Genomic DNA, 26,558 nt, shown 5'->3' on the forward strand with positions numbered 1-26,558 from the left:
AATTATCCCCGGTCGGCGATGCGGTACGTTCCTTCCGGCACCAGGATCTCGAACCGGACGCCGCTGCCCGGTTGCCCGGTCTCATGGATGGTAATCCCGGTCAGATCGAGGATCTCGCGGACCAGAAACAGGCCAAGACCGGTATTTTTCCCGTACCCGCGCCGGAAGATCAGCTCCTTTTCCGCAGCCGGGATCCCGATCCCGTTGTCCTCCCAGACCACGGCGAGATTGTTGCCTTCCTTTTGGGAGAACACCCGGATCTCCGTCACCTTCCCGCCGTGCCGGAGCGAGTTGTCGGCAAGGTTCGAGAATACTTTTGCAAGCAGCGCATCGGCGTACACGCTGATCCCGGCGACATTGCAGGAGAAGGCAACGGAAGACGGGACCTGCGACCGGGGCATGATGGCATCGAGATCCTCCCAGAGCGGTTCCTGGGACCCGAGGTCCTGGTAGACCCGGGTAAACTCCATGAGCGAGCGCAGGGTCACCACGGTGGCCACGGCCCGGGTCAGGACCTCCTTTGCTTCCGAATCATTGCATTTCAGCGTGATGAGCTTGAGATACCCGAGGATGGCGGTGATCTTGTTGAGCGCATCGTGCCGGGTGGCGCTGCCAAGCAGGGTGAGCTGCCGGTTCGCCCGCTTTATCGCCTCTTCTGCCCGGATCCGGTCCGTGATGTCGCGGGCAACCCCCCGGAACCCGGTGATCCGGCCATGGTGGTCGGTCACCCGGGACGCCCGGATATCGACAGTCATATCGTGGCCGTCCCGGTCGCGGGCAGGGACGGTAAAGGACTGTACCGCCTCGCGCGAGGTGAGGTGCCGGTGCAGTTCCCGTGCCGCCAGCTCCCGGCCCTGTTCGGCAACAAGGGTGGTGATGGGTTTTCCGATCACGTCTTCGGGGAAATATCCCATGAGCGGGGTGACCATGGGGCTGATATACCGGAAATTCCCGGCACGATCGATCTCCCAGATCATATCCGGCGAGGTCTCCACCAGGGCCCGGTACCGTTCCTCGCTCTCGCGGAGCTCGCGCTCGATGCGGGACCGCTCGATCTCCGCCGTGGCCTTGACCGCGATCACCTCCATGATCTCGCACATGGCAGGGACCGGCGGAAGCGGCCGGCGCGACATCACGCAGAAGATCCCGATCACTTCTCCGGAAGAGTTCCGCAGCACCGTGCCGGCATATCCCCGGATATTCAGGTCGGCGAGATCTTTAGCTTCAGGGAAAAACTCCCGGACATGGTCCGGGTACAGGCAGAACCCCTTCTCCCGGATATTCTCGCAGGGGGTGCCTTTGAGCGTGTAGGTAAAGTCCGTGACCTCTTTGTGATCGAGGAGCATGGCAAGGACGTTTACGCTCGCATGGTCCGGCTGGATCTCCCCGATCATGACGCAGTCGGCCCCAAGCCAGGCGCTGACATGTTCCGTGATCTTTTTTAACGCATCGAGACCGGTCGAACCGACCATGCTCGCGACCATGGTACTGAGCGCAGACTCCAATGCCTTCTGGCCGGTGATGTCGCGGACGATCGAGAACATGGTTGCCCGGCCGTCGAGGGTAAAGGTGCTCACGCTGATATCGAGGGTCTTCTCCCCGCCGTTTTTGGGCCGGTAGGGGATCTGGAAGACCGCGTGCCGGTTCTTTTTGAGCTCGTCCATAAACCCGGGCGCCCGGTCCCGGGTCTCGGGGGTATCGAGGTCCGTAAGGGAGATGCTCTGGAGCTCGTCCCGGGTCATCCCGAGGATCCGGCAGGCGGTATCGTTGACCTCGATAAAGGGCCCCGGGCCGGTTTTGGTAAATTCATTGACCAGGATCCCGTCCTTTGCATTCATCAGCATGAGGCGGTAGCGCTCCCGGCTCTCGTCAAGGGCTTTCTCTGTACGGATGCGGTCGGTCACATCGAGATCGGTGCCCCGGTAGCCAAGGAACGTGCCGTCCTCGGCAAGGATGGGGGAGCCGCTTGTCTCGAGCATCACGATATGGCCGTCCTTGTGCACGTTGGGGTTGGAAAAATGCCGGACCGCTTTTTTCTCCGTAAATGCCGCACGCACTGCTTTTTTAAGTGCCGCTCTTGCGCCGGGCTCGAAATAATCGTAGAAGTGCGTCCCGATCATCTCTTCCGGGGTATACCCGAGGATCTTCTCCACGACCGGGCTTGCGTAGGTGTAGCGTCCTTTTGAATCCACTTCCCAGATCCATTCCCCGGCAGATTCGGCAACCTGGGCAAACCGGCGGTTGCTCTCAACGAGAGCCTTCTGAGCTTGTATGCGTTCGGTGACGTCCTCGACGGTGGAGAGGACATACCGCGAGCCATTCATCAGGATACTGCGCGAGAAGAACCGGCAGATCCGGATCTCCCCGGACTTTCTTTTGCAGGCGATCTCCTGCCCGGCTTCCTCCCGATCGCTCAGGCGGTCGGCGACTCTCTTTGGATACCCGGCAGGATCGGCAACAAGCCCGGCAGCCAGTGCCGTCTTCCCGATCACCTCGCTGCGGGTAAACCCGGTGCTTTTGACAAACGCATCGTTGACATCGGCAATCGTCCCGTCGGCAACCGAGACGAGCGTGAGCGCTACCGGGCTGATTTTAAAGAGCTGCGCAAATTTGTTCTCCGATTCGCTGAGCTGCTTGTAGGCTTTCCTGCGGTCCGTGATGTCCATGAACGAGGCAACGCTCCGCAGGGTGCCGGGGATAATCCCGACAAACAGGAGGATCTCCCGGACTTCGCCAGATTTTGTCCGGAACCGGAACTCGTACCGACTCTTCGCGCTCTTTGGATCCGTGCGCCGGAGCCGGTGCTGTTCCTCCATCATGGGGAGATCTTCGGGCATCGCAAACTCGTGCCAGCTCTTTTTCCCCTCGATCTCGGCGGCCGTATATCCCGAGAGTTCCGCAAACCGGGAGTTGACCAGGCTTATGGTGCTGTCCTCTTCGATGATGGAAAGGGCAGTCCCGGTATTCTCAAAAACGGTCCGGTACCGTTCTTCGCTCTCGCGGAGGGCATTTTCGGCTGCGGATAGTTCGTCGAACTTCTCCCGGAGCTCTTCTTCGGATGCCGAGAGTTGTTCGTACGCGGCGCGGAGCTCGGACCGGGTCTGGTGCCGTTCGATGGCAAGCCCGATCTTGTGGGAAAGATCGGTAAACTGCGCCACCGGGTCGCCGCCTTTCTGGACATAGTAGTCCGCCCCCGAGTTCAGCGCATCGATCACCACGTCCTCGCGGCCCCGGCCGGTGAAGATGACAAACGGGAGATCGCCGTATTTTTCCCGGACGATCTTCAAAAACGCGATCCCGTCCATGCCAGCCATCTGGTAATCGGCAACAATGGCATCAAAAGAGGATAATGCCGGGGATGCGAGCGCCTCCTCTGCCGATTTCATCGTCGTTACGCTGAATATCCCCGACAGTTCGAGAAAATATTTCGCCACGTCAAGAAGTGCTGGCTCGTCGTCAACATAGAGTACAGAATACATTGGCGTGTTCCGGGGCGTATGGATAGTGAAAAGAGGAGTATATTCCTAGAAAAAGATTCGCATACGCAGTCCGGCAGAGATTATCACCATACCGGGGCCGGAGTATACGGGAAAGACCGGTTAACTACCGGGCGTTTCCTCATGGTAGTCCGCCGGACCCCGTTTTTCATGGTAACGGGCGAAAACAGGATCGCCTGCTTCGGGGTTATGCGATTTTCCTACGAAAAGCGGTATGCACCCTCCGGCACAATAATCTCGAACCGGGCGCCGGTGCCCGGTACGCCGGTCTCCCGTATCGAGATCCCGGTCAGCCCGAGGATCTCCCTGACCAGAAACAGGCCAAAGCCGGTGTTTCTCCCGTACCCGCGGTCAAAGATCCGCTCCTTGTCGGCTACCGGAATACCGGTCCCGTTATCTTCATAGATCACTGCCAGTACCGGACCCTCTTTTTTTATAGAGATCCGGATTGCCGTGACATGCTTTCCGTGCCGGATCGAGTTGTCGACGAGGTTCGCAAACACGGTTTTAATCATCGGATCGGCACGCAACAGGACCCCGTTTGCTTCCGCAACAAAAGAGATCTGTGCCGGGATCGGCAGGGCAGACAGGCAGATCTCAAGTGCTATCCACTGCGGTTCACGGGACCCGAGGTTCTGGTACAGTCGGGTGAACTCGATCTGCGAGCGCATCGCAACAATGACAGAACGCATTTTTTCGAGGATTTCGTTACTCTCCGGTTCGGAACATCTCTTTGATGCAACCTTCAGGTAGCCGAGGAGCACCGTGATCTTGTTGAGGGTGTCGTGCCGGGTGACACTGCCAAGCAGGGTGAGCTGGATGTTTGCCCGTCGCAGGGCCTCCTCTGCTTTTTTTTGCTCCGTGATGTCGCGGGCCACTCCCCGGAACCCGGTAACGGTTCCCCCGCTGTCGGTAACCGGGAACGACCGGATCTCGACGACCAGATCGTGCCCGTCGCGATGGCGGGCGGGGACTTCGAAGGGCGCAATGGATTGTTCTGCGGCCAAAAATTTCCCAAGCTCCCGTTGTGCCAGCGCCATTCCCTGTTCCGGCACAAGACAGGTCACGGGTTTCCCGACAAGCTCTTCGGGCATGTATCCCAGGATCGTCTGGACGGTAGGGCTGATATACCGGAATACTCCCTCCTTGTCGATCTCCCAGATCATATCCGGGGACGTCTCCACAAGGGCACGGAACTTTGCCGCACTCTCATGGAACCTGGCATCGGCCTGCTTCTTTTCCGTGATATCTTCAAAGATCGTGACAAAACGGTTTTTTTCGGGCGAATAAACCGAGATGGTGAAATATTTTTTCAGGGGCGCAAACCAGGTCTCGAAGGTCTTTGGCCTGCCGGTCAGGGCTACCCGGGCATAGATATCGAAATACGGAGGTTCGCTGACGCCGTACGCCTCCCGGCTGGTCTTTCCCAGGACCGATTCCCGGGAGATGCCAAGCTGCTGCTCGAATGCAGGATTTGCCGCAAGGATGACATAGTCCTCCGGCTCCCCTTTTTCGTTAAAGACCAGCTTATGGAGGGCGGCGCCTTCCCTCATGTTCGAGTAGAGGGCAGCAAACCGGCCTTCGGTCTTCTGGAGATCCTCTTTTGCCCGCAGGTGCTCCGTGATATCCTGGACGATCCCGACAATACGTACCGGGTTTCCTGCGGGATCCTTTTCGAGCCGGGCAACAGAATGCACTACCCGGAGTGCTGACCCGTCGGCCGGGTTGAGGGCATATTCAAGATCGTATTCCTTCCCCACCGTAACCAGATCGACCAGGGCCTGGTGGACCCGCATGCGTTCCGGGATACATGATTCAATGTTCTCCAGAGGAACATCCCGGGCAACCGCGGGATATCCAAAGATGCGGAAGCCCTCGGCAGATCCCCAGATCGTATCGGTCCCGACATTATACTCCCAGCTCCCGGACCGGCCGACCGACTGGGCCATGGCAAGACGGTCCACCTGCCGGCGGAGTTCATCCTTTGCCGCGGCGAGCTGCTCGTTTGTCGCCCGCAGATCGTCGAACTGTGACCGCAGCTCTTCTTCGGTCATCGTGACCTGTTCGTACGCGGCCCGGAGATCCTGCTCGGTCTCTTTTAGTCCCGTGATATCCCGTACGATCTCGATGGCGCCGGTGACCTCCCCCTTCTGGTTGTAGAGCGGGCTTGCCTTTATCATGATATGGATCTGCCGGCCCCGGGGAGCTGCGAGATCGGACTCTGCGCTGATCGCCCGGCCGTCATGCACGATATTGGTGTAATAGTGCCGGATCTTTTCGTTTGGCCACGAGAGCATGTCGAGGAGGAGCGGGCGCCGCTCCCCGTACGGGGAAAGGGCGTATTCGTAGTTGGTCTTCCCAAGCATCATGGACGCGGGAACACCGGTCAGATCCTCGTTTGCCCGGTTCCATGCAATAACGCGGCCCTCCCGGTCTACCGCAAGCATGGCATCGGGAAGAAAATCGATGATATCGGCAAGGCGCCGTTCGGATTCCTGTCGGGAACGCTCGGCTTCATTCCTCCGCACGGTCTGCCGGATCTTGTGCGCAAGTTCGGCAAACTGGGCGGTCGGGTCGCCGCCTTTCTGGACGTAAAAGTCCGCCCCGTTGTTGATCGCCTCGATAACGACCTCTTCCCGGCCCCGGCCGGTAAAGACAAGAAAGGGGATCTCCCCGTACCGTTCCCGGACGGCTTTTAAGAATTCGATCCCGTTCATCCCCGGCATCTGGTAATCGGAGACGATCGCATCGTAGGTGCCAAGGTCCGGCGAGTCCAGCGCCTCCTGTGCCGATGCCATAACGACAACACGGAAATCCCCGGACTGTTCGAGGAAAAATTTGCCGATCTCAAGAAGTGCCGGCTCGTCGTCAACGTAAAGTAGGGAGTACATCGGTTCGGCTCCGGGCCGGTGAATAGTCAAAAGAAGAGTATGAACCTAGAAAAAGATTCACATCTGTCGTTACGAGGGGGAGGGTCACGGGGGCGTTCTCCCGCCACAAGGAGGTGCCCTCAGGGGAGTGTGAAAGGATGCAACAAAAAAAGTGTAGGGAAGGAAAGGGATTTTTGTATTATTGTTTGCCCTTCTCTTGTTCCCACCGGTCGAGCACGTCCTTTCCCTCGACAAAGACAAGGCCGTGCTTTTTTGCGTACGCTTTTGCGCCGGCTTTGGGGAGTGCATACCCGGACTCGTCGTCCAGCATCTCGCAGATGGTGACGGCGGGCGTGATAGTGGCCATCCGGGCCATTGCAACCGAAAGCTCGGTCTGGCCGTGGCGCACATCGAGCAGCGAATCAGCGGCCCGGAGAATGGCGCAGTGGCCGGGGGTCCGGAAATTCTCGGAGAAGTGCGACCCGCCGCCATTTAAGGACTTTTTGACCTCGTCCGCGATTGCCGTGATGGTGAGGGCGCGGTCGTTGTCGGTGATGCCGGTGAACGTTTTCTTGTGGTTGACCCAGAGCGAGAACGAGGAATGGTTCTTTTTGTCGTACGGGATGTCGCCCTGCCGCTCGGCAAAGTGCGTGGATTCGAGCACGTCGCTTGCAAACGGGAGGCCGAGTTTTTCCGCTGCCACCGGGTCGATCGCGGTGCAGATGAGCCCGCCGCCGTCCTTTCTCATGGTGAGGATATCCTTTGGCGTCACCGCATCGGACCGGATCGCAAAATCGGTCTCGCCCTCGCGGTCGTCGAAATCGTAGAGCAGGATCATCTTCCCGTCGCGGAGCGCAGTAAGGGCATCGTCAATCATTGCGGCCCTCCGCATGGACTGCCCGGGCGCGGGCCAGGGGAGCCGAACCTTCCGCGTGGCCGTGGGCCGGGGCGGATGCGAGCGTGCCGGCCCGGCCGTCCCAGGCTTCGAGCACGTCGTTTCCGCCCACAAAGGCAAAGCCGTGCTTCTGTGCGTAGCGTTTTGCGTCGTCGTGCCGGAGAGCTTTTCCCGTCCGGTCGTCCAGGAGCTCGCAGATGGTGACGGCCGGGGTCACGCCGGCCATTGCCGCAAGCGCAACCGAGAGCTCGGTCTGGCCCCGGCGCTGGTGGAGGAGATCGTCGGCTGCCCGGAGGATCGGGCAGTGGCCCGGTGTCCTGAACTGTGCGGAGAAACTCGTGTGCCGGCCGGCCATGGCATCGTTTACCGTGTGGCCGATCTCCGTGATGGTGAGGGTCCGGTCCCGGTCGGTGATGCCGGTAAACGTGTTCTTGTGGTTGACCCAGAGCGAGAACGAGGAGTGGTTCTTGCGGTCGTACGGGATATCGCCGATCTCTTCGGTAAGCTGCGTCTTTGCGAACACATCGCTTGCAAACGGCAGGCCGAGCCGGTGCGCTGCTGCCGGGTGGATCGCGGTGCAGATCAGGCCGCCGCCGTCTTTTCTCATCGTAAGGATGTCTTTTGGCGTCACCGCATCCGAGCGGATCGCGAGATCGGTCTCGCCCTCGCGGTCGTCGAAATCATAGATCAAAAAGAACTTCCCGTCACGTAATGCCTGCAATGCCTGATCAATCATATGCCACCTCAATTACTGCCCTGTCGCCTTCTTTTACGCCTAACGCATCGCGGAGGCCGACCGGTGCTATCACTTCGACAATATCTTCCGGATAATGACTCCGGCCGGGTACCACGATCCCGCAGGGGATGTCGTTGATCCGGCAGGGAAGGCAGCGGACTGCGCCAAACGTCCGGCCGTCCGCGGAGAAACCATGGATCACGACCCAGGTCAGGGCATCGAGTTTCTTTCTCGTGGGAATGTCGGTGCCCGAGAGCCGGAGGTTAAGCGTGCCCGGGTACGGCTCGAAGCCTAAGTGCCGGAGGAACTGTTTTTTGTACGGCTCGAGGCTCATGTAGTACCGGCCCTCGCCAAGGCCGCTGATGACGGTGCCGGGCAGGGAATAGTGGCCGCCGACATGCCCGAAGAGCCGGCAGTACTCCTCGTACTCGCGCCGGAGTTCGTCCTCGCCATCCTTGGTCACGGTGATGTGCTGGCCGTCCGGGTTGATCGCCCGGGTGATGAGCCGCTGGCCTTCGAGACTTTTGAGCCGGCGCGACGCGGTCTGTGGGCTCGTTTCGAGCACTTCGCCAAGCGTCTGCGACGAGATGAACACCGGTTCCCGGATCCCGCCCATGAGCGCGATCGCCCTGAGGCAGTCCCTGTCTTCAGCCAGTACCATGCTCATCAAAATTGAGATGCTTACTATTTATGGATTGCTTTCCTGCGCATTTATTGTAGAGCTCACGTCGGAGATTCGCTTTTTGTCGAATCCGCATTCGTTAGGTATATAATGGGGCGGGTCAACTTAGCTGAGCATGAAATCCGGTCTGCGAAACCAGCTCGCCGAGAAGATGGCGGGCGAGATTACGCTGTCGGACTCACCGGGGCTGGCGCTCAAGAAGTGGCGCCAGAACTTCGAGATACCGCCGGGCATCCTCTCGGACCGCCTGGGGGTATCGCCCTCCGTGATCAGCGATTACGAGAGCGGCAGAAGAAAAAGCCCCGGAACTGCCGTGGTCGGCAAGATTGTCGACACGATCCTCAATATCGATGAGGAATCGGACGGCAGACACATTCACAAATTTTCCTCCATGCTCTTTAGCGGCGTTGCCGATGACGTGATCCTCGACATCCACGAGTACACGAACCCGATTGCATTACAGGAGCTCACCGATGCTATCGGCTGCTCGCTGCTCTGCGGGTCAATGGACCAGACCATCTTCGGTTATACCGTGGTCAATAGCCTCAATGCGATCCTCCAGCTCTCAAGCGAGGAGTTCAACCGCATCTACGGCTGGAGCACGGAACGGGCGCTCATCTTCACAAACGTCTCGACCGGCAAATCCCCGATGGTTGCGATCCGGGTCACGGCCTTCAAACCGCGGTCCGTGATCCTCCAGGGGATCAGTGCCGAGAACGTCCACCCGTTTGTGGCAAAACTTGCGGACCGGGACCACATCACGGTGCTCTGCACAGAGATGGAGATTGACAAAATCGTGAGTACACTGAGGGAGAAAGAATGGTAGGCATCATTACATACGGTGCGTATATTCCGCGATACCGGATCAAGGTTGAGGAGATCACCAAAGTCTGGGGCGCAAATGCCGCAGATATTACCGGGGGACTGGGCGTTTTTGAAAAGTCCGTCCCGGATCTCGATGAGGATGCTGCAACGATTGCGGTCGAAGCGGCACGGAATGCGCTAAAAAGGCGCTACGTTGACCCGGCAGAGATCCGGGCCGTATACGTGGGCAGCGAGTCGCACCCGTACGCGGTCAAGCCCACGGCCTGCACGGTCGGGGAAGCAATCGGCGCAACGCCGGTCATGACCGCCGCGGACTACGAGTTTGCCTGCAAAGCGGGAACCGCCGGTATCCAGACCTGCATGGGTCTCGTGAAAAGCGGGATGATCCCGTACGGCCTTGCGATCGGTTCGGATGTCTCGCAGGGTGCGCCCAGCGATGCCCTCGAATACACGGCAGCGGCCGGCGGGGCGGCGTTTGTGATCGGAAACGACAACCCGATCGCAACGCTCAACCACACCTGCTCGTTTACGAGCGACACGCCGGACTTCTGGCGCCGCGAGGGCCAGGACTATCCCCGGCACGGCGGCCGGTTCACGGGAGATCCCGGCTACTTCAAGCACGTCAAGGGCGCAAGCAACCTGCTCTTTAAGGAGATCGGGACGTCCCCGAAGGACTACACCTACGCGGTCTTCCACCAGCCCAATGCGAAATTCCCGCAGAAGGTGGCAAAGGACCTCGGCTTCAAGCCGGAGCAGATCAAGCCCGGTCTCGTTGTCCCGTGGCTCGGGAACACCTACTCGGGCGCATCGCCCATCGGCCTTGCGGCAACGCTCGATATCGCAAAACCCGGCGACCGGATCTTTGTCTGTTCGTTCGGGTCCGGCGCAGGCAGCGATGCGTTCGATATCACGGTGACCGACGCGATCACCGGAAAAGACTTCCACCGCGATGCAGCCCCAGGGGTCATGCAGCTCTTAAAAGACCCCATCTACCTGGACTATGCACGGTACGCAAAACACAAGGGAAAGATCGTGATGCAATCATGAGAGACGTAGCAGTTATCGGGATCGGGTGCACGAAGTTCGGCGAGAAGTGGGAGAGCTCCTTCCGTGACATCTTTGTCGAGGCAGGCGCCCTTGCACTCGCCGACGCCGGGCTCTCGGGCGAGCAGATCGATGCCATGTATGTCGGGAACATGAGCGCCGGCCGGTTCATCGGCCAGGAGCACATCGGTGCGCTCATTGCCGACTACGCGGGCATGACCGGCAAGCACATCCCCTCGACCCGTGTCGAGGCGGCCTGTGCCTCGGGCGGTCTTGCCTTCCGGCAGGCCGTGATCGCGGTCGCGAGCGGGATGGAGGACATCGTGGTTGCAGCGGGCGTCGAGAAGATGACCGATGTCGGGTCGGACGAGAGTACCGACACTTTGACCGGTGCCGCCGACCGCGAGTGGGAAGGCTTCATGGGCGCAACGTTCCCGGGCCTGTACGCGATGATAGCAAACGACTACATCCACAAGTACGGTATGACCCGCGAGCAGCTGGCGCAGGTTGCGGTCAAAAACCACTACAACGGCGCGAGGAACCCCATCGCCCAGTTCCAGAGCGAGATTTCGCTCGATACCGTGACAAAATCCACGATGGTCGCTGAGCCGCTCCGGCTCTTTGACTGCTCGCCCGTAACGGACGGGGCAGCGGCAGTGATCGTCGCCCCGCTCGAACGGGCAAAGGAGTTCACGGACACCCCCATCAAGGTGCTCGCAACTGCGCAGGCAAGCGACACGATCGCGCTGCACGACCGGCGCGACATCTCGACGCTGGACGCAACGGTCGCGGCCGGCCAGCGGGCGTTTAAGATGGCGCACCTGACCACCAAGGATATCGACATGGTCGAGGTGCACGACTGCTTCTCGATCGCAGAGATCTGCGCCATCGAGGACCTCGGGTTCTGCAAGAAAGGAACGGCCGGCAAGTTCACCGCCGATGGCGAGACTGCCCTTGGCGGGAAGATCCCGGTGAACACGAGCGGCGGCCTCAAGGCCTGCGGCCACCCGGTCGGGGCGACCGGGATCAAGCAGGTCTGCGAGATCGTCCAGCAGCTCCGGGGCACGGCCGGCAAGCGCCAGGTTGACGGCGCGAAGATCGGGATGACGCACAACGTGGGCGGGACGGGCGCGACGGTCGCGGTCCACATCCTCGGGAGGGTCTAAGATGACGGTTGCACGGTTCTGGCGGCACCTGCCCCAGCGCTACAACATGGTGGGAACGAAATGCGAGACGTGCGGCAGGCACTTTTTCCCGCCAAGGACCTTCTGCCCGGACTGCCGCAGGGCAGGCAAGATTGTCGAGCACAAGTTCAAGGGCGAGGGCACGGTTGTCACGTTCACCGTGATCCACACGGCGGCCGAGCAGTATTCGATGCTCACCCCGTACGTGCTCGCGATCGTGAAGCTCGAAGAAGGCCCGCAGATCACGACCCAGATCGTGATGGACCCGGCAAAGGCGAAGATCGGGATGAAGGTCAAGAGCGTCTTCCGCAAGATCGCCACCGATGGCGAGAGCGGGATTATCCACTACGGCACGAAGTTCGTGCCGGTGGAGTGAAGTTTTTTACTTTTTTATTACAAACAATACATTTTTCCGATTCAAGGTTTGATTTAGAATCTAAATAGAACAAAGAAATGCTCCATTAATTAAAGAGATGTTTGTGACAAAACACAATGAATTCAGGAGGAATGGATGACTGAAATTGAACTTCTCGGAATCCTCCTTGCGGTTGTGGGGATAATCCTAACTATTATCTTTGGTCTTCCCGCGCTCCTCCCATGGATTTCTGATAAAATTCCTGAAATCAAAAAGATTAATTATTGGTTAATCAACAAAAAAATTAAAATTAAAATTAATTCTGTTAAAAAATATCCCATTTTCTCCTTTAGTATGCCTGATTTACTACAAGCGATAAATCAAAAAATAATCAGTTCTGATAAACGAATAGAAAACTCCATTTCAGGAAATAACTATATTGAATTATTACTTGCAGGCACTCAAGCGCCATTTCGAATAATTTTGACTCCGGATATTTCAGATGTATCTACTTCTGAAAAAGTGAGTGAACAACTAGAAGTATCGATACGCCTCGTAGGGACTATTAATTTTTATTATAGAGATGACAAAGAGAATCGAGAATATATCAACATAATTGATGATATGTACCAGACAATTGAACAAAAATATAGCGTGAAACCGACTTTCGAAAATCATTCAATAAAATCCACAATTACCGATTTTATAGAATCATGGGATGTGTGTTCAACAAAACAAGAGAACGGGACAATAATACGTATCGGGAAAAAAATACTAGATGTAAATGCGAAACAGCTAATTCGCCTATATGACACATATAAAAAAAATATCCCCTATATTTAGTCAATGATTTGTGCGTACTGTTCAAATCCTTCAATTATATTAAATAAATCAAGCAATTGGGCAGGATCTTCTAAATCGGAAAAGATTGTAATCGATCCTCCTCTATATATCGCAACTTTTGCAATTTCATTGCCAATAGAGCATTCTACGCCGATAAAATTTCTTGGAGCTCCTATTGTTTGACTATACATGGGATCTTGGTTTACATCATTCCCATAAGCATTTCCACTATGAATATTTCCTTGTCGATTTTTGTAACTAAACGTCCACATTCCTTGAAGGGTTCCATTATTAATTGAATTTTCAATTTGCTCAATATTAAATTCTAAACTTTTAATTTTACCACTATCCTCGAATATAATTTCTGATAGGATTTCACGACCATGTATTACAGTATCATCCTTGTGTCTAAATAAAAATAGACCGGGATTTGAAGAGAACCAAAAATCAATAGATTCAGTAATACGTTGAATATGTGGTATTTGGTGGATTTCTCTTGATGCGGTTATGTTGAAATCTGAATACCCTACTTCTCGTTGGAAGTATAATTTCCCATTTAGAGAGGTCGTTCGATCAGCGGCCACAATTTCTGGTTCTAATTCGATCATGCTAACTAATTCATATTCTTCACCAGTCTCTGTAGCGTAATAATTTTGCAATGTTCTACGAACTCTTTCTATATCAAAATCTTCAACAGTTTTACATACCCACCGATTGGTAAATACCATAGATGATCAAATCAGAATACATTGTCTTAATATAAAATACTGTTAGGAACGAATTGTAGGTATTGCGGTTTTTCTTATAGTTTCCATAAGAATAATGCTAGATCTGGATTTAGGCCGGCTTATTTAATTTATAATTTTGATTTATAGAAAAAATCACTGCGCGCCTCCCTTGTTTTGTTTATCCTATTGCATAAAACTGGAAAAAACTGAAAATTTTCGGATAGATATATAATGAGGATTTTTCTGACTTAAGATCTAGCGAAGTTAAAACCGCCAGGAGGTGATAGACACGAGCAGACATATCGACAATATTACAGAATACCGGTGCCCCGAGTGCGGCAGTACCAATACTATTGTTGACGAATATAATCCAGAAGATTGGGAAGGTGCAGGCGATGCTGAGTTGGCTGAAAGGGAACTCGGCAATCATGGAACATTTACTTGCCTAGATTGCGGAACCGTAAGCGAATATGACAACTAACCTTTTTTCCGCATGATTTGCATAGCCTTCAGAATGAATCATACTGAATAAGAATCTCGACATTTGTCGATAATCTATTTCGCATTATTTTAGAGTCCCATCTTCTATCGCATTCTTCTAGATCGGGCATATCTCTTCCACAAATATGTTGCAATAATTCCTCCGACAATCAGAGTAACCTCCAGCAAGAAAAAGTGAATTATCACTTCGTAGATCATCCAAATTAAAAGATAAAATACCGCAAACCAATCCGAAATACTCGGGATAACAATTCCCCCATGAGCGTATTACTGAAAATATACAACAAACGGAGAGAGAAAAAGATAGCAGCACAGAGCGTGAATGTGTTCGATCCATAGCACCCTATCAGATTCCAACCATTTCTCCCAGCACTCGGTACCCCATTCCTAGCACCATCCCCCGGCCGCCCATCTTCCCAACTACCGCCCCGAGCAAGATCATCCCCCACGACCCACACTCCCCAACCCCCCATTCCGGGCCCGTAACTGCCCCGGATTGCCTGCTCTGCCCGAAACCCGACCGGCCGGTTTCGGCATATTTTCAGGGGAGTTTTACGAAAATCCCGGTATCTTCGCAATTCCTGCAGAAACCGGCATATTACGGGGCGGAAAACCGGCCTGTTTAAACCTGTTTGGACGGTCAAGCCCCACATATACGGACGCCTGCACGCAAAAGAAAATGAAGCCCTGTTTTAGGAGAGGGGATCCGGGGAGAATAACAATCGCCGGGCATCTCACGGATGATCTCGCACCCGGCACCCAGAACAGTATCTTTAAGCAGGCACAATTCAAGGAGTAAGTGACATGCACAGGTTCCTGATCGTCATCGAAAAAGCAGGAAAAAATTATTCGGCATATTCCCCGGATCTCCCGGGCTGTGTCGCAACCGGAAAGACCCGTGAGGAGACAGAAGAGCGGATGCATGAAGCAATCGAGATGCACATCCGCGGACTTCTCGAAGACGGGATGCCGGTCCCGAAATCCCATTCATCTGCAACATTTGTTGCGGTCCAGGCAGAGTAAGTGCCAGATCTTTTGCCCACAGTTTCTTTTTTTTCTTGAAGCCACTCTTCCCAATGCCTCCCCCTCCCCCCACATACACAGGCCCACACTCCACCACCCCTTATTCCGGGCCCGTACCATGGAGTGCCATCCAATCTGATACCAGCAGGCGGGTTTCCCAAAGAGGGAGTCATGAGGGGCAGGAGGATTTCGATGTCAGATCGATGACCGAATACGAGATCCACCCGGATTGATTATCTGACGTTATCTCAATGATCGCAATATTTGTCGGGCCGAGCGTTAATCGGGTTTCTGATACCTTTCCGCTACCTGAACTAATCCTGAATGAGTATTCTTCCGGTGTATCTCCCGTTGGAATTTCCGATTCAATCCTCTCAATGGGAGAGAGGGTATAATTATTTGCGAAAATGATCTGACGACTTGAATTGGAAATAATGACTGTCACATTAGATGTCTGGGAATTGTCCTTGTTAAAAATTAAAAAAAACGGGTGTGGCTTACATTCTGTTACGGGTATCCCTCCAAAGAACGGGGAGGCTGTGAGGACTATAAGGATTATAATAAGACCCATACAAATGGCGATAACAAACCCGTTTTTTTTCATTCCATCACCGGTCGAGCTTATTGATTGCTGGGTTTTCAATACGGATATACCGTTGTGCCAATGATTTACTAGGGATTAAGAGAGTGGATATCTCCCGGGCGATCATGTGCCGGACGGGCTCTGGCACGTTGGGGGGAAAAGATGGGCGGGTTTTGAGAAGTGTAATCCGGGCCGGTAACGTACGATCCGACATACCCGGTTCTCCGACGGAGACCTCTTATCGGAAGGTGGCATTTTCCCACAACAGGGGGCCGAAATCCCGAAAACGGGGGTCCAATTCGGGTTCCCGGGGGCATTTTCACGCCGGAGAAAAAAGGGCCTAATTAGGCCCAATTGGAGGGGCGATCGTTTCTTGGATGGGCCTTGGTACACGGAAATGAAATGATGGGCGGTTTTGGGGGGTGCGATCCGGGCATCGGGACATACGATTCGGTGTACCGGTTTCTCCGACGGAGGAGTTCCCGGGAAAGGGTGCCTGGCGATCAAAAATATGCAAAAAATGCTGCACTTTTACACACTTTTTTGAAATGTGCCCTATAAGCAGCCCGATTGCCGAAATACGCCAGAATTGCGGCGCTGTAAAACCCTAATGTACGCTTTTGGGAGGCGGATCTCTGCTCAGATGGGCTTTGGTATGCGGGAAATGAAAAGAAGGGCGGTTTTGGGGGTCGGAATGATCCCGGTCTAAAAACAGGATTATAGCATCTTGTATTTCTTGTGAGCTTCCCTTATGGTCATGACTTCCGTGATATAGACGGTATCGTCTTTGACCCGGTAAAACGCGGTAAACTGGCGGGATATATGGAGGCGGTAGATCCGGATCCCCCGCCGGATAACCAGGAGTTCCTTATCGCCGCCTTTGCCGGGAAACGGATCCTCGGCAAGGATGCTGATCTTTGCATCAACGATACGTTTGCTTTTTTCCGGGAGGTGCTGGATAAAAGGGAGTGCGTCTTCTTCATCTATAAGAAGACGGAAAGTCACAGCTTGTACTCCGCGAATTTTCCCCGCTTGCAGATCCGTTTGGTTTCCCGGACCAGAAGATCCTCGGAATTTTTACGGACAAGATCCCGGATCACGTCATCGTAGGTCTGCCCGGGTTTCTTGAGCTGATGCACGGACTGCCACGTGCTGGAACTCACCGGGATTCTTTTGGTTACGGATCCCTGATCGGTCATATCCGGATCTTCACTTCACGGATATATAATCCTGTTTCTGGTAAACGCATCACCGAAAATAGTATTTGCTTTTTTTGGACGCAATGATCCCTTGATCTGGCTTATACTTGCTTATCGGATCAGAAAGTCAGGCCGCGTTGCGGACGGCCCTACGCATACACGACCTCGCCAAGAATATAGGGCTTAAGCCGCTTCTTTATCGCGCCCTTCATGACGAGATCGACCGGGCGGCCAAAGAGATCTTCAAGATAGAACTTGCAGTCCATGTAGTGATCGAACGTCTCCTCGCCTTTCCTGAAACTCACGAGCACGTCCACATCACTGTCCGGCCGCTCCTCTCCGCGGATATACGAGCCGAAAATGCCAATCGTCGCAACACCGAACCGTTTTTTGATCTCCGGTTCGTGCCTGCGGAGGAGGGTCAGAGGATCCATGCTGATATTTTCCTATATGAACGGACTGACTAAAAACATGTGGGTGGGAGAGGACGCATAAACGCCCCCCTTCTCCATAGCCCCCGGCAGGGCCATACCCGGTAGTACGCCGGACCCACGATTCGGTACGGTCACACCGCCCGGCAAAAAACTATATAAAAAATATAGAGGCATGTTGAAAAATATAAAAACTATAAGAAAACTATATGTTTCTCGATCGCCATAAGATTCCGTGGGCATACGGGCAATGGCATTTGAGATGGCGGGCACACAGGTACCGGCAGTATATTATTCCCCGGGAAAAACACGGTTTTTCCGGTTGCAAACAGTAGGATATGCGCAGCGGGCCGGGCGCCGGGCCGTGGACAGCCGGGGGTTCGAATACGAAGTCCTTGACCTGTACATCCTGGGCACGCGGTACGCAATACGCCTCGAAGATCTCGCCCGGGCAATTGCAGGACACGGGGCGGTCCGGATCGAAGAGATCACCCGGGAATGGAAAAATTTCCTCGGCGCCACGTGCGGTCTCGCACAGGTCTCGGTCTCTAAAAAAGGGCTCAACATCGAAATCTTCGATGGCGGGCAGTACACAACGCCGCTTGCCGCCCTGTGCCGGGTCATCGAAAACCGGGAGCGCTCTGCCCCGGTTGCAAAGATCCCCGGGCCTTCATTGCTTTTGGGAGAGAAGGATCGCAGGATCTTTCCCGAACAGCAGAGGCTTTCCGCATTTGCCTGAACAACCGGGCAGACACCTTATGAGCCGATCCTGTCCCGATGCAGAGAGCAGGCAGCCCGGCACAGTTCATTTTTCAGGTAGACCACCGGCCCGCCTCTGGTAAAACGCCCGAGGCAACCCCCGGGCATCCGGCAGATGAGCAGTATCCCGGGACGTATCGGGGCAAAAAAACAATTTTTCCTCTTCACCATGATCCGGAACCGCCATGCTCATTTTGTCCCGGCAGTCCCGGGCGCATCCGGCCTTGCACGGGACCGGAGCGGAATCTCTTCTAACATCAGCATCAGGAGAATGGCGGCCGCGGCAATCACCACACAGAAGACAAACACCAGCTGGATCCCGTGGGCGATCGTATCCGGGGGGAGGAGCAGGAGGTTGCTCTTGTCGGTGCCGGTCCCGAGCCCGAGATACATCACAAAACCAAAGACCGGGGTCAGGATGGTAGCGCCCATGTTCCGGAAGAACTGCTGCGATGACGTAACAATCCCCAGGTCCTGCGGGGGCAGGGCGTTCTGGGCCGCAATCGCAAGCACGGGAAAGAGTATCCCGGTCCCTGCCCCGACCAGGATCGTTGCAACGACAATAAATGCAAGGGATGAAGTGGCCGACAGGGTCGCCAGCATGAGAACACCCGTGCCCACGATCGCAAAACCCCCCACGGCAACCGGCTTGTACTTCCGGATCGCCGCAATAATCCGGCCGGTCACCACCGAGGCAAGGATTAGGGAGACTATCATCGGCGTCACCAGGATCCCGGCCCCGCCGGCATTTGTCTGTTTAATGTCCTGCATGTACAGCGGCAGGTAGATGATCCCGGCGTACATCAGGGCGTTTGCAAGAAACGAAGCTGCCGCAGTAAACGTGTACACACGGTTGGCAAAGAGCGAAAGCGGCAGGAGCGGATGTGCCGCGGACCGCTCGGTCCTGACAAAGAGAATAATCAGCACCGCAGAAAGGATCAAAAGCCCGGTCACCTGCGGCGAATTCCAGGCAAGCAGGGTACCCCCGCAGGAGATAGCGACAAAGAGCGGCCCCATTGCTGCGGTAAAGAGGGCGATCCCGGCGTAATCGATCGCACAGCGTTCCGGCACTGTTGCGGTCTCGGGAACTTTTGCGAGAACCAGAAACGCGGCGAGCGCCCCGAGCGGGACATTGATGAAAAATACCCAGCGCCAGCCGATCGTGTCCGTGATAATGCCGCCAAGGAGCGGCCCGGCAATACTCGCAATGCCAAAGGCCGAGACAAGGATGCCGATGTACTTCCCCCGTTCCCAGACCGGGAAAAGTTCGGCAACGATGATGAAGGCAAGCGAGGTCAGGATACCGCCGCCGATCCCCTGCAGGCCGCGGAAGACCACGAGCCAGATCATCCCCGGGGAGATCCCGCAGAGCACGGACCCGGCAACAAAGACCACGATGCCGGCAACAAAGATCCTTTTCCGGCCGTACATGTCGGAGCACCGGCCAAAGACCACGGTTGCGATGGTGGCGGTAAGGAGGTAGACCGCAAACGGCCAGACGTAATATTCCATACCCTGGAGATCGTGAATGACCGTGGGCATGACGGTGCTGACGATCGTGCCGTCAAGGGCAGCGACAAGGAGGCCGAGCATCACCCCGGCCATGACAAGGGGGATCTGTTTTGGATCGAGCGTGGGTTGTGTGACGGGTTCCATCGGGTATCACCGGAGAGGAGTCATGAAAGGGAACGGCAGGGCCTGCTCCCGTGCGTTGTTAAAAAATACGCGTTAGTCATTATTAAAACTTACCAGTCAGTCATTTTTATTACGAAAGGGTCAGATTTATATTTCCGGGAACACAAGGTCTGTCAGCAGCATGCCCAAAGTCGTACCGGAATACAAAGAAGAGGCAAGAAAGAAGATCATCGAGGCCGGCCTTTTGGTCCTGTGCCGCAAGGGGTATGCCGGTACCACCATGGACGATATCGCCGCCCACATAGGCGTGAGCAAGGGCGTCCTCTATCTCTACTTCAAAAACAAGGACGACCTTATCGTGGAGATTGTAAAAGCAGCCCATGCACAGACCCACGAGCTGGCAAAAGAGATCTTCCCCAACTCCGCCCCGCTCGATGCGTGGACGACAATCTTTGACAAGAACATCTCGGCCGAACCGGAATACAATGCCCTCTTTTTCGAGATCGCAGCGCTGGCCGTACGGAACGAGAAGATCCGTGCGAGTTATTACGATTCGATGGTGACCGGTATCGATATGGCCGCCCACGGGATCTCGTACCAGCAGCGCGACGGGCTCATCCGGGCCGACGTGGACCCGCGGACCCTTGCCGTAACCATCATCGCCATCTTCTCCGGCATGCGCAGCATGGCAATCTCGGGAGTACCCCGCGACGAACTCAAAAAGCAGTGGATCGACATCGGGCATCTCCTCCTTGGCATTGAAAAAAGTCCCGGCAGTGACCCGGCCCGTTTCCGCGTAAACCCGCTCACCTCCGCCCCCCGCGCTAAACATTTTTAGCCGAGAAAAAACCTGTATTCTGACATGCAGACCCGCGGGGCTTCGGCCCTTGACCTTTTCGTGGACTCGACCCGGCTCATGGGCGATGCCACCATCTGCGGGGTTATGGAATTTTCTGTACGGCTCGACCCGGACCGGCTCGGCCGGGCCGCCCATGCCTGCATCCTTGCCCACCCGGTCCTCCACAGCCGGCTCGTGCGGGGATGCGGCCCGGCCTGCTGGACGATGGAAGAGCCGGGGCCGGCCGCGCCGGTTCCCGTGGAGGAATGCGGAAAAGATTACCGGGCCCGGGTTGCCGGGCCGGTGGATCCGTACGGGCCGGTGCAGGTCCGGGCACGGATCCTGCGGAGACCTTCGGGCGATGTCATTGTCGTCAACCTCGCCCATGCAGCAGCCGATGCCGCCGGCCTCATGGCGTTCATGGGCCAGCTCCTTACAGAATACGAAACGCCCGGCACCATCCGCCCGGCCGCCGGGGGAATCCCGGAACGCGACACCCTCTGGACCCGGCAGCTGCTCACAGGAGCCGCACCGCAGCCGGAAGAGATGGCTGTGATCGACCCGATGTGGCCGGACCCGTTCGGCAGATCGGACGCCCCGCCCGGGTTCCACCGCGAATGCATCGGCGCACCGGAGCTCGCCGCCATCAATGCCTGCACAAAAAACCGCGGGGGCACCATCAACGACGCGATCCTGGCCGCGTACTTCCTCGCGATAAGCGACATTACCGGCTGCAACGGGCCGCTCCCCCTCTTCTTCCCGGTCAACCTCCGCCGCCACCTTGCGGACGGCTCCCGGGTCATGAGCAACCAGGCCGCAAACGTCAGCATCATGGTGGAGCGAAACCCCGGCGAAGGCATGGCAGGGCTCCTCCCCCGGATCGTCCGTGAGACCCGACGCCTTAAAGAGGGATACATCGGCGTCCCTGAGCAGGCCCGGATGGATGCGGCCTGCGACCCGGAGGGCCGGGCCGTGCAGGAGATGGTGGAGAGGATGGCGGCGCTCGAAGAGAGAGGCTTTGCCGACATCTTCATCTCGAATCCCGGGGTGCTTTCCCTCCCGGAGGTCCCGGGCCTTGCCGATGCGTACGTCTGTTACCCGGGAGTCAAAATGCCCACAACCTGTTTTGTCACGAGCACGTTTGCCGGGCACATGACGGTGACCATGGGCTGCCAGGACAGCGAACGGGCACGCGAGGGAACAAAAAAAGCGCTCGGGTTGTTCTGCGGATATCTTCGCGGGCTGGCGGAACCGTAAAACCTCCCCCTCCATACAACCCAGAAACGCTTTAACACGCCGGCCACCATATTTCCCGTGACAGAAGTATCATGACCATCTTTTCCATCATCCAGTCGCAGATCATGCAGAAGAAAAAGCCGGGAAAGAAAAAGGCGCCGGTGACTCCCCCGGAAAACCCGGAAAATAAAAAAGACGACACGCCGGAACCGTAACCGGTAACGATCCTTTTTCTCGTTATCCCTTTAAAAAAAACCCGCTCACGGTCTCACAAAACCGGCCCGGGCACTGGTACATCAGCCCGTGGCAGGTACTTTTGCTCCGGAGAGATGGATTTGGTACCACCCTTCCGGCACGAAAAGCTCAAACCGCACACCTTCACCGGATTTACCCGTCTCGCGGATGGCGATCCCGGTGATCGCAAGGATCTCCCGGACCAGGAAAAGGCCGAGGCCGGTATTTTTGCCGTACCCTTCACGGAATACGGATTCTTTCTCCTTTTCCAGGAGCCCTGTACCATTATCCTCATACACGATCACGACCCCGTTACCCTGTTTCTTGTACGAGCACGAGATCGCGGTCACTCCCTCGCCATGCATCAGTGAATTCTCGATAAGGTTTGCAAAGACCTGATCGAGCAGAGGATCGGCAAAGACGTCAAGGCCTTCCAGATTATTCGTGCACCGAATGTTTTTCAGATTTCCGTCGCAGTGGGAAACCGCGGTCTCGAAACAATCGGAGACATTGCACCAGAGCGGGGACTTCACGCCCATATCCTGGTACTGCCGGGTGGCATCGATCTGCCGCCGGATCGCTTCGGCCGTGGTTTCGATCCGGTCGATACGCTGCATAACCGTCGGCGTCGGCGTTTCGGTTTTGATCAGGTCGAGATACCCGTTCAGGGCGGTCAGCTTGTTGAGGATACCGTGCCGGGTCACCGCACTCATCAGGTTGAGTTTCCGGTTCACCTGCGTCAGCGCTGTCTCAAGGTGCTTATAGGCAGACACATCGTGAATAACGGCAAGTGCACCGGAAATTTTCCCGTCGTGATCGTACAGCGGCGAGGCCTTGATCCAGATATCCATGCATCTCCCGTCAAAAAAGACAACATGCGATTCACTGAGCCGGGTCACTCCCTCGGTCATCTGTACATGTTCGTAGGGAGACAGCTCGGAACTATCAGGATGGAGGACAATATCGACAAGCGTGGGAATCCGTTTGCCATAAAACGGCACTGCGTATTCGCGATCCGATTTGCCGAGCATCCGTTCCGCAGGAACACCGGTCATAAGTACTGCGGCTTTGTTCCAGACGATCACCCGGCCAGAGAGATCGATCGCGTACATCGCGTCGGGCAGGAAATCGATGATGTACTGGAGGGTTTTCTGGGAATCGTGCAGTGCATCCTCGGCGTTTTTCTGCTCGGTGATATCCCGCGCAACCGACTGGTACTCGGTCACCTTCCCGGTTTTATCGAAAATGGCCCGGTCGTTGCACATCACCCAGTGTACCGATCCGTCCGGCATAATCAGGCGCTCGGTCATGCTCCCCCGGGGATTTTCAGGGGAAAGGCTGCACAGGTGCCGTTTGGTGGCTTCGAGATCTTCCCGGGAACCGTTCGGAACAAATTTCCTGCCAATCAGCTCCTCCCGGGTCTTCCCGACAAGAGCGCAGTACGCGGTATTGACAAAGACATGGGTCCGGTCGGGTTTGAACCGGCAGATCGCTTCGGTCTGGTCCTCGACAACGTTCCGGTACCGCTCCTCGCTCTGTTTGAGTTCGGCCTCGATCCTGCGCCGCCCGACCGCCTGGATTAACATATTCCTGAGCTCGGCAAACTGCGCACAGGTGTTGCCACCCTTCTGGATATAATAATCGGCACCGTTGTTGAGCGCTTCGATGACCACTTCTTCCCTGCCCCTCCCGGTAAAAAGGATAAAGGGTATCCTCTGCCCGCTGCTGCGGATCTGTTTGAGGAGTGCTATCCCGTTCATCTCGGGCATCTGGTAATCGGAGATGATCGCATCGTACCGGCCAATCCGGGCCCGGGCGAGCGCGTCTTTTGCCGAGAGATCCGTGTCGATGGCGATATCGTGGGATCGTTCAAGAAAGAGTTTCCCGACTTCAAGAAGTTCTGGTTCATCATCGACATACAATGCGTGGATCATACGGTAACACTTCTTTTTTTTTTGGATCGTGCCCGATCGCAGAGGGTACCGGGCCGGCACTTCTGATTTTATGATTTTATGCAGCCGGCGTCCCTGAGGATCCGGCTGATTCCAATCCAGACAATAAGGTCCGAAATCTCCTGGTCCCGGACCCGGACTTTTTTCCGGATGATGCCTATAACCGCTGCATCGTCGTTGTACAGAGATGCCGACGACCGGTCGACATCAGCCTGATCGAACGTTGAAACGGAGAGAACGTCATCGACAATGACCCCCATTTTGACCCCGGTCAGTTTCTCATCGAGAACGATGATTCGCTGGTTGTCGTCGCCATCATGGTTTTTTTCAGCGGCAACATTGAGCCGTTCCCTGAGATCGATAAGGGTCGTGATCTCCCCTCTCAGGTCCATGATGCCCTTGATGTAGGTAGGGGTATCCGGCAGCCGGGTAATTGTTGTGTAATCCACCACTTCCTTGACATCGTAGAGATCGATCGCATAATGTTCCTTTCCCAGGAGAAATTCGACAACCTGGATCTTTTCCGGCAGATCGGCCGGATCTTCGTGGCGGTTTTCTGCGGGCATGCAGCATTCCACCTTACACGGCAAACTTGGTCATTTCCGTGGTGAGGCTGGAAACAACCCTGCTCACATCGCCCATTGCGGTGTTGATCTCTTCGATAGATGCAAGGGACTCTTCTGTTGCCGCAGCAGTGTCGGATGATTCTTTTTCGGTCTCTTCAAACAGCTTTGTCACTTCGTTGACGCTCGCCGTGATCTCTTCGGTGGTTGCGGCCTGCTCCTGTGTTGCCGCAGCTACTTCCTCGGTATTCCGGGAGACCTGTTCGATCGATTCGACAATCTGGCCAAACACCTTGATCGTGTCCTCGACATCCCTGCTCCCGGTGCTGACTTCCTTTGTTGCAACGGTCACGGCTTCGGCGGCATGGTTCGAGCGTTTCTGGAGATCGCCGATCATGGTCTCAATGTTTTCTGCCGAGGTCCGGGATTCCTGCGCAAGCGATTTGACTTCGGCAGCAACAACCGCAAAGCCGCGGCCTGCGTCACCGGCCCGGGCCGCTTCGATTGCAGCATTGAGGGCGAGCAGGTTTGTCTGGTTGGCAAGATCGCGGATAATTCCGACGATCTTCCCGATCTCGTCCATCTTGGCGCTGATCTCCGTGATGCTTGCGTTTACCACAGACGTTGCATCGTTGATCCGGCCCATGCTGTCGTTTGCCTTCCTCGAAAGGTCGACACCGTTTGTACTGAGGTCCTTGGTCTTTTTTGCAAGGGTCGAGACATTTTCCATGTTTGTGGTGATCTCTTCAACAGCTGCTGCAAGATCTTCCATTGCTTTTGAGATCTGGGAGATCCCATCGTGCCCCTTCTCCATGTTCTCATGGACATGGGTCGTATTTTTGGCGATCTCCTCAGAACCTGCCGATATCTGGGAAAGCCCGGCAGAGGTTTCCCCGGCTTCTTTTGTCAGGTTCTGGACCTGGACATTGACAAGTGCGATCGCCTCGGAGACTTCAGAGCCGATCTTGTCAAGGGAGGTCAGCAGTTCGACAAAATCCCCGGAAAGATTCGCACTGCGGTCGATACGGGCGGTAAAATCGTACTTCGCGTACGCATCCGCAACCCTTGTTATCTCGGAAATTGCTGCCGAGACATTGCTGCCGATTCCGTCCAGTGCGTCACGGAATTTTGCAAGATCGCCGGAAATGTGGATATTCTGGTTCATGCGTGCGGAGAAATTTCCCCGGGAAAATTCATGGGAGACACGCAGGGCCTCGTTTAAGGGGATCGTGATTGCGTCGAGGGTTGCATTGACTCCTTCGATAATGGTCCTGAATTCCCCCTGGTGCCGGGCCACATCGGCACGGACCGAGAGCCCACCTTCCTTTGCAGCGGCTGAAAGACGGTTCACGTCTGCGATCATAGAAGAGATGGATGCCATCATTCGGGTAAACGCCGGGACCATTTCATCGTTGTCGGATCGTTTGCCGATCTTTTTGAATTCCTCAAGGTCCCCGATGTTGCCATCTGCGATATGGGTTGCCGTAGCCGTTAGGTGGAGGAGGCGCTCCTGCACGGTGTTTACTTCACGAGCCGTATCGGCAAGCGAGCCGGAATACTTTCCCGTTACCGTTGCAGTAAAATCGTTTACTGACATCTTTGCAAGAACTGCCTGTATCTCGGAAAGGCCGCGGTCTGTCTCGTTTTGCCGGAGGAACTGCTCGTGTATCCGGTTCAGTGACGAAATGTCGCCACGTTCAGCGTTTTTAAAGAGGGTTTCAATCTCCTGTGTATCCATACCGATCGCCTGATCCTGGGGGCCTGCACTATCCACGATCTGCCAGGCACAAAGGGAATATGCCTTTGTACCGGCACGGTGGCTGCAACCTCATGCGGATGTACCGGGATGCCGATCATTGCAGAGTTTCGTTTGCCGATTCCCTGGATTGTGTATTCCGGTACTCTGGAATGTTATAAACAGGCAAAAAGCAAGAAGGGGAGATCT

General features: G+C 55.6%; 25 protein-coding genes. 11 read left to right on the forward strand and 14 right to left on the reverse strand.

Features of this window, described 5'->3' with window-relative positions; all coding sequences use genetic code 11:
• Nucleotides 1-2: 2 nt before the first annotated feature.
• From BP758_RS11165 to BP758_RS11185, 5 genes are all read right to left on the reverse strand, one after another.
• Entirely contained in the window at nt 3-3,479 is a 3,477-nt protein-coding gene (locus tag BP758_RS11165; protein ID WP_292370963.1) for a hybrid sensor histidine kinase/response regulator, read from the reverse strand.
• Between the two features lie 218 nt (nt 3,480-3,697).
• Nucleotides 3,698-6,388 carry a PAS domain S-box protein gene (locus tag BP758_RS11170; RefSeq protein WP_292370964.1) on the reverse strand — a complete coding sequence of 897 codons (2,691 nt, stop codon included), beginning with the start codon at nt 6,386-6,388 and terminating at the stop codon, nt 3,698-3,700.
• A gap of 178 nt (nt 6,389-6,566) precedes the next feature.
• Nucleotides 6,567-7,244 carry a 3,4-dihydroxy-2-butanone-4-phosphate synthase gene (gene ribB, locus BP758_RS11175; protein ID WP_292370965.1) on the reverse strand — a complete coding sequence of 226 codons (678 nt, stop codon included), beginning with the start codon at nt 7,242-7,244 and terminating at the stop codon, nt 6,567-6,569.
• Complete coding sequence (gene ribB / locus BP758_RS11180; RefSeq protein WP_292370966.1) at nt 7,237-7,998, reverse strand: 3,4-dihydroxy-2-butanone-4-phosphate synthase; 762 nt, start codon at nt 7,996-7,998, stop codon at nt 7,237-7,239. The genes ribB (BP758_RS11175) and ribB (BP758_RS11180) overlap by 8 nt, the downstream gene beginning before the upstream one ends.
• Nucleotides 7,991-8,659 (reverse strand): DUF120 domain-containing protein, encoded by a 669-nt coding sequence (locus BP758_RS11185; protein ID WP_292370967.1) that lies wholly within the window; start codon nt 8,657-8,659, stop codon nt 7,991-7,993. Before BP758_RS11185 ends, ribB (BP758_RS11180) begins: the two co-directional genes overlap by 8 nt.
• A 136-nt stretch (nt 8,660-8,795) precedes the next feature.
• Between BP758_RS11185 and BP758_RS11190 the strand changes: the two genes are divergently transcribed.
• From BP758_RS11190 to BP758_RS11210, 5 genes are all read left to right on the forward strand, one after another.
• Nucleotides 8,796-9,506, forward strand: a complete 711-nt coding sequence (locus BP758_RS11190) for a helix-turn-helix domain-containing protein (RefSeq protein WP_292370968.1) — start codon at nt 8,796-8,798, stop codon at nt 9,504-9,506.
• Nucleotides 9,500-10,552, forward strand: coding sequence for a hydroxymethylglutaryl-CoA synthase (locus BP758_RS11195; RefSeq protein ID WP_292370969.1), 1,053 nt, complete (start codon nt 9,500-9,502; stop codon nt 10,550-10,552). The genes BP758_RS11190 and BP758_RS11195 overlap by 7 nt, the downstream gene beginning before the upstream one ends.
• Nucleotides 10,549-11,715: a thiolase domain-containing protein gene (locus BP758_RS11200; RefSeq protein ID WP_292370970.1), complete on the forward strand. Its 1,167-nt coding sequence runs from the start codon at nt 10,549-10,551 to the stop codon at nt 11,713-11,715. Before BP758_RS11195 ends, BP758_RS11200 begins: the two co-directional genes overlap by 4 nt.
• Before the next feature lies 1 nt (nt 11,716).
• Nucleotides 11,717-12,109 (forward strand): Zn-ribbon domain-containing OB-fold protein, encoded by a 393-nt coding sequence (locus BP758_RS11205; protein WP_292370971.1) that lies wholly within the window; start codon nt 11,717-11,719, stop codon nt 12,107-12,109.
• 135 nt (nt 12,110-12,244) lie between these two features.
• Nucleotides 12,245-12,931 (forward strand): hypothetical protein, encoded by a 687-nt coding sequence (locus BP758_RS11210; protein ID WP_292370972.1) that lies wholly within the window; start codon nt 12,245-12,247, stop codon nt 12,929-12,931.
• On the opposite strand, the gene BP758_RS11215 is transcribed toward BP758_RS11210, so the two are convergent.
• Nucleotides 12,928-13,659: a hypothetical protein gene (locus BP758_RS11215; RefSeq protein WP_292370973.1), complete on the reverse strand. Its 732-nt coding sequence runs from the start codon at nt 13,657-13,659 to the stop codon at nt 12,928-12,930. The genes BP758_RS11210 and BP758_RS11215 overlap by 4 nt on opposite strands.
• Nucleotides 13,660-13,939: 280 nt before the next feature.
• Here BP758_RS11215 and BP758_RS11220 point away from each other — a divergent pair, with 280 nt between their 5' ends.
• On the forward strand, nt 13,940-14,140 hold the full coding sequence (locus tag BP758_RS11220; RefSeq protein ID WP_292370974.1) for a hypothetical protein: 201 nt from the start codon (nt 13,940-13,942) through the stop codon (nt 14,138-14,140).
• Between the two features lie 824 nt (nt 14,141-14,964).
• Nucleotides 14,965-15,183, forward strand: coding sequence for a type II toxin-antitoxin system HicB family antitoxin (locus BP758_RS11225; RefSeq protein ID WP_292370975.1), 219 nt, complete (start codon nt 14,965-14,967; stop codon nt 15,181-15,183).
• Between the two features lie 169 nt (nt 15,184-15,352).
• On the opposite strand, the gene BP758_RS11230 is transcribed toward BP758_RS11225, so the two are convergent.
• The 4 genes from BP758_RS11230 to BP758_RS11245 all read right to left on the reverse strand — a co-directional run bounded on the left by BP758_RS11230 (nt 15,353) and on the right by BP758_RS11245 (nt 17,399).
• Nucleotides 15,353-15,787: a hypothetical protein gene (locus BP758_RS11230; protein WP_292370976.1), complete on the reverse strand. Its 435-nt coding sequence runs from the start codon at nt 15,785-15,787 to the stop codon at nt 15,353-15,355.
• Between the two features lie 696 nt (nt 15,788-16,483).
• Nucleotides 16,484-16,771, reverse strand: a complete 288-nt coding sequence (locus tag BP758_RS11235; protein ID WP_292370977.1) for a type II toxin-antitoxin system RelE family toxin — start codon at nt 16,769-16,771, stop codon at nt 16,484-16,486.
• The gene (locus tag BP758_RS11240; protein WP_292370978.1) at nt 16,768-16,965 is read right to left on the reverse strand and encodes a hypothetical protein; all 198 of its coding nucleotides are present in this window, start codon (nt 16,963-16,965) and stop codon (nt 16,768-16,770) included. The genes BP758_RS11235 and BP758_RS11240 overlap by 4 nt, the downstream gene beginning before the upstream one ends.
• A 149-nt stretch (nt 16,966-17,114) precedes the next feature.
• The gene (locus tag BP758_RS11245) at nt 17,115-17,399 is read right to left on the reverse strand and encodes a nucleotidyltransferase family protein (RefSeq protein WP_292370979.1); all 285 of its coding nucleotides are present in this window, start codon (nt 17,397-17,399) and stop codon (nt 17,115-17,117) included.
• A gap of 319 nt (nt 17,400-17,718) precedes the next feature.
• On the opposite strand from BP758_RS11245, the gene BP758_RS11250 reads away from it, so the two are divergent.
• Nucleotides 17,719-18,135 (forward strand): hypothetical protein, encoded by a 417-nt coding sequence (locus BP758_RS11250; RefSeq protein WP_292370980.1) that lies wholly within the window; start codon nt 17,719-17,721, stop codon nt 18,133-18,135.
• Nucleotides 18,136-18,344: 209 nt separating this feature from the next.
• On the opposite strand, the gene BP758_RS11255 is transcribed toward BP758_RS11250, so the two are convergent.
• A complete protein-coding gene (locus BP758_RS11255; protein ID WP_292370981.1) occupies nt 18,345-19,811 on the reverse strand; it encodes an MDR family MFS transporter in 1,467 nt (488 codons plus the stop codon).
• 160 nt (nt 19,812-19,971) lie between these two features.
• Here BP758_RS11255 and BP758_RS11260 point away from each other — a divergent pair, with 160 nt between their 5' ends.
• From BP758_RS11260 to BP758_RS11270, 3 genes are all read left to right on the forward strand, one after another.
• Nucleotides 19,972-20,628 (forward strand): TetR/AcrR family transcriptional regulator, encoded by a 657-nt coding sequence (locus BP758_RS11260; protein WP_292370982.1) that lies wholly within the window; start codon nt 19,972-19,974, stop codon nt 20,626-20,628.
• Between the two features lie 24 nt (nt 20,629-20,652).
• Nucleotides 20,653-21,885, forward strand: a complete 1,233-nt coding sequence (locus BP758_RS11265) for a hypothetical protein (protein ID WP_292370983.1) — start codon at nt 20,653-20,655, stop codon at nt 21,883-21,885.
• Between the two features lie 71 nt (nt 21,886-21,956).
• Nucleotides 21,957-22,079 (forward strand): hypothetical protein, encoded by a 123-nt coding sequence (locus BP758_RS11270; RefSeq protein WP_292370984.1) that lies wholly within the window; start codon nt 21,957-21,959, stop codon nt 22,077-22,079.
• Between the two features lie 81 nt (nt 22,080-22,160).
• Here BP758_RS11270 and BP758_RS11275 read toward each other — a convergent pair whose 3' ends face one another.
• The 3 genes from BP758_RS11275 to BP758_RS11285 all read right to left on the reverse strand — a co-directional run bounded on the left by BP758_RS11275 (nt 22,161) and on the right by BP758_RS11285 (nt 26,351).
• On the reverse strand, nt 22,161-24,032 hold the full coding sequence (locus BP758_RS11275) for a PAS domain S-box protein (protein ID WP_292370985.1): 1,872 nt from the start codon (nt 24,030-24,032) through the stop codon (nt 22,161-22,163).
• A gap of 68 nt (nt 24,033-24,100) precedes the next feature.
• Nucleotides 24,101-24,616, reverse strand: a complete 516-nt coding sequence (locus tag BP758_RS11280; protein WP_292370986.1) for a chemotaxis protein CheW — start codon at nt 24,614-24,616, stop codon at nt 24,101-24,103.
• 13 nt (nt 24,617-24,629) lie between these two features.
• The gene (locus BP758_RS11285; RefSeq protein WP_292370987.1) at nt 24,630-26,351 is read right to left on the reverse strand and encodes a methyl-accepting chemotaxis protein; all 1,722 of its coding nucleotides are present in this window, start codon (nt 26,349-26,351) and stop codon (nt 24,630-24,632) included.
• Nucleotides 26,352-26,558 lie beyond the last annotated feature (207 nt).

Origin of the sequence: Methanoregula sp. UBA64, from assembly GCF_002502735.1 — an archaeon.
Lineage (GTDB): Archaea > Halobacteriota > Methanomicrobia > Methanomicrobiales > Methanospirillaceae > Methanoregula.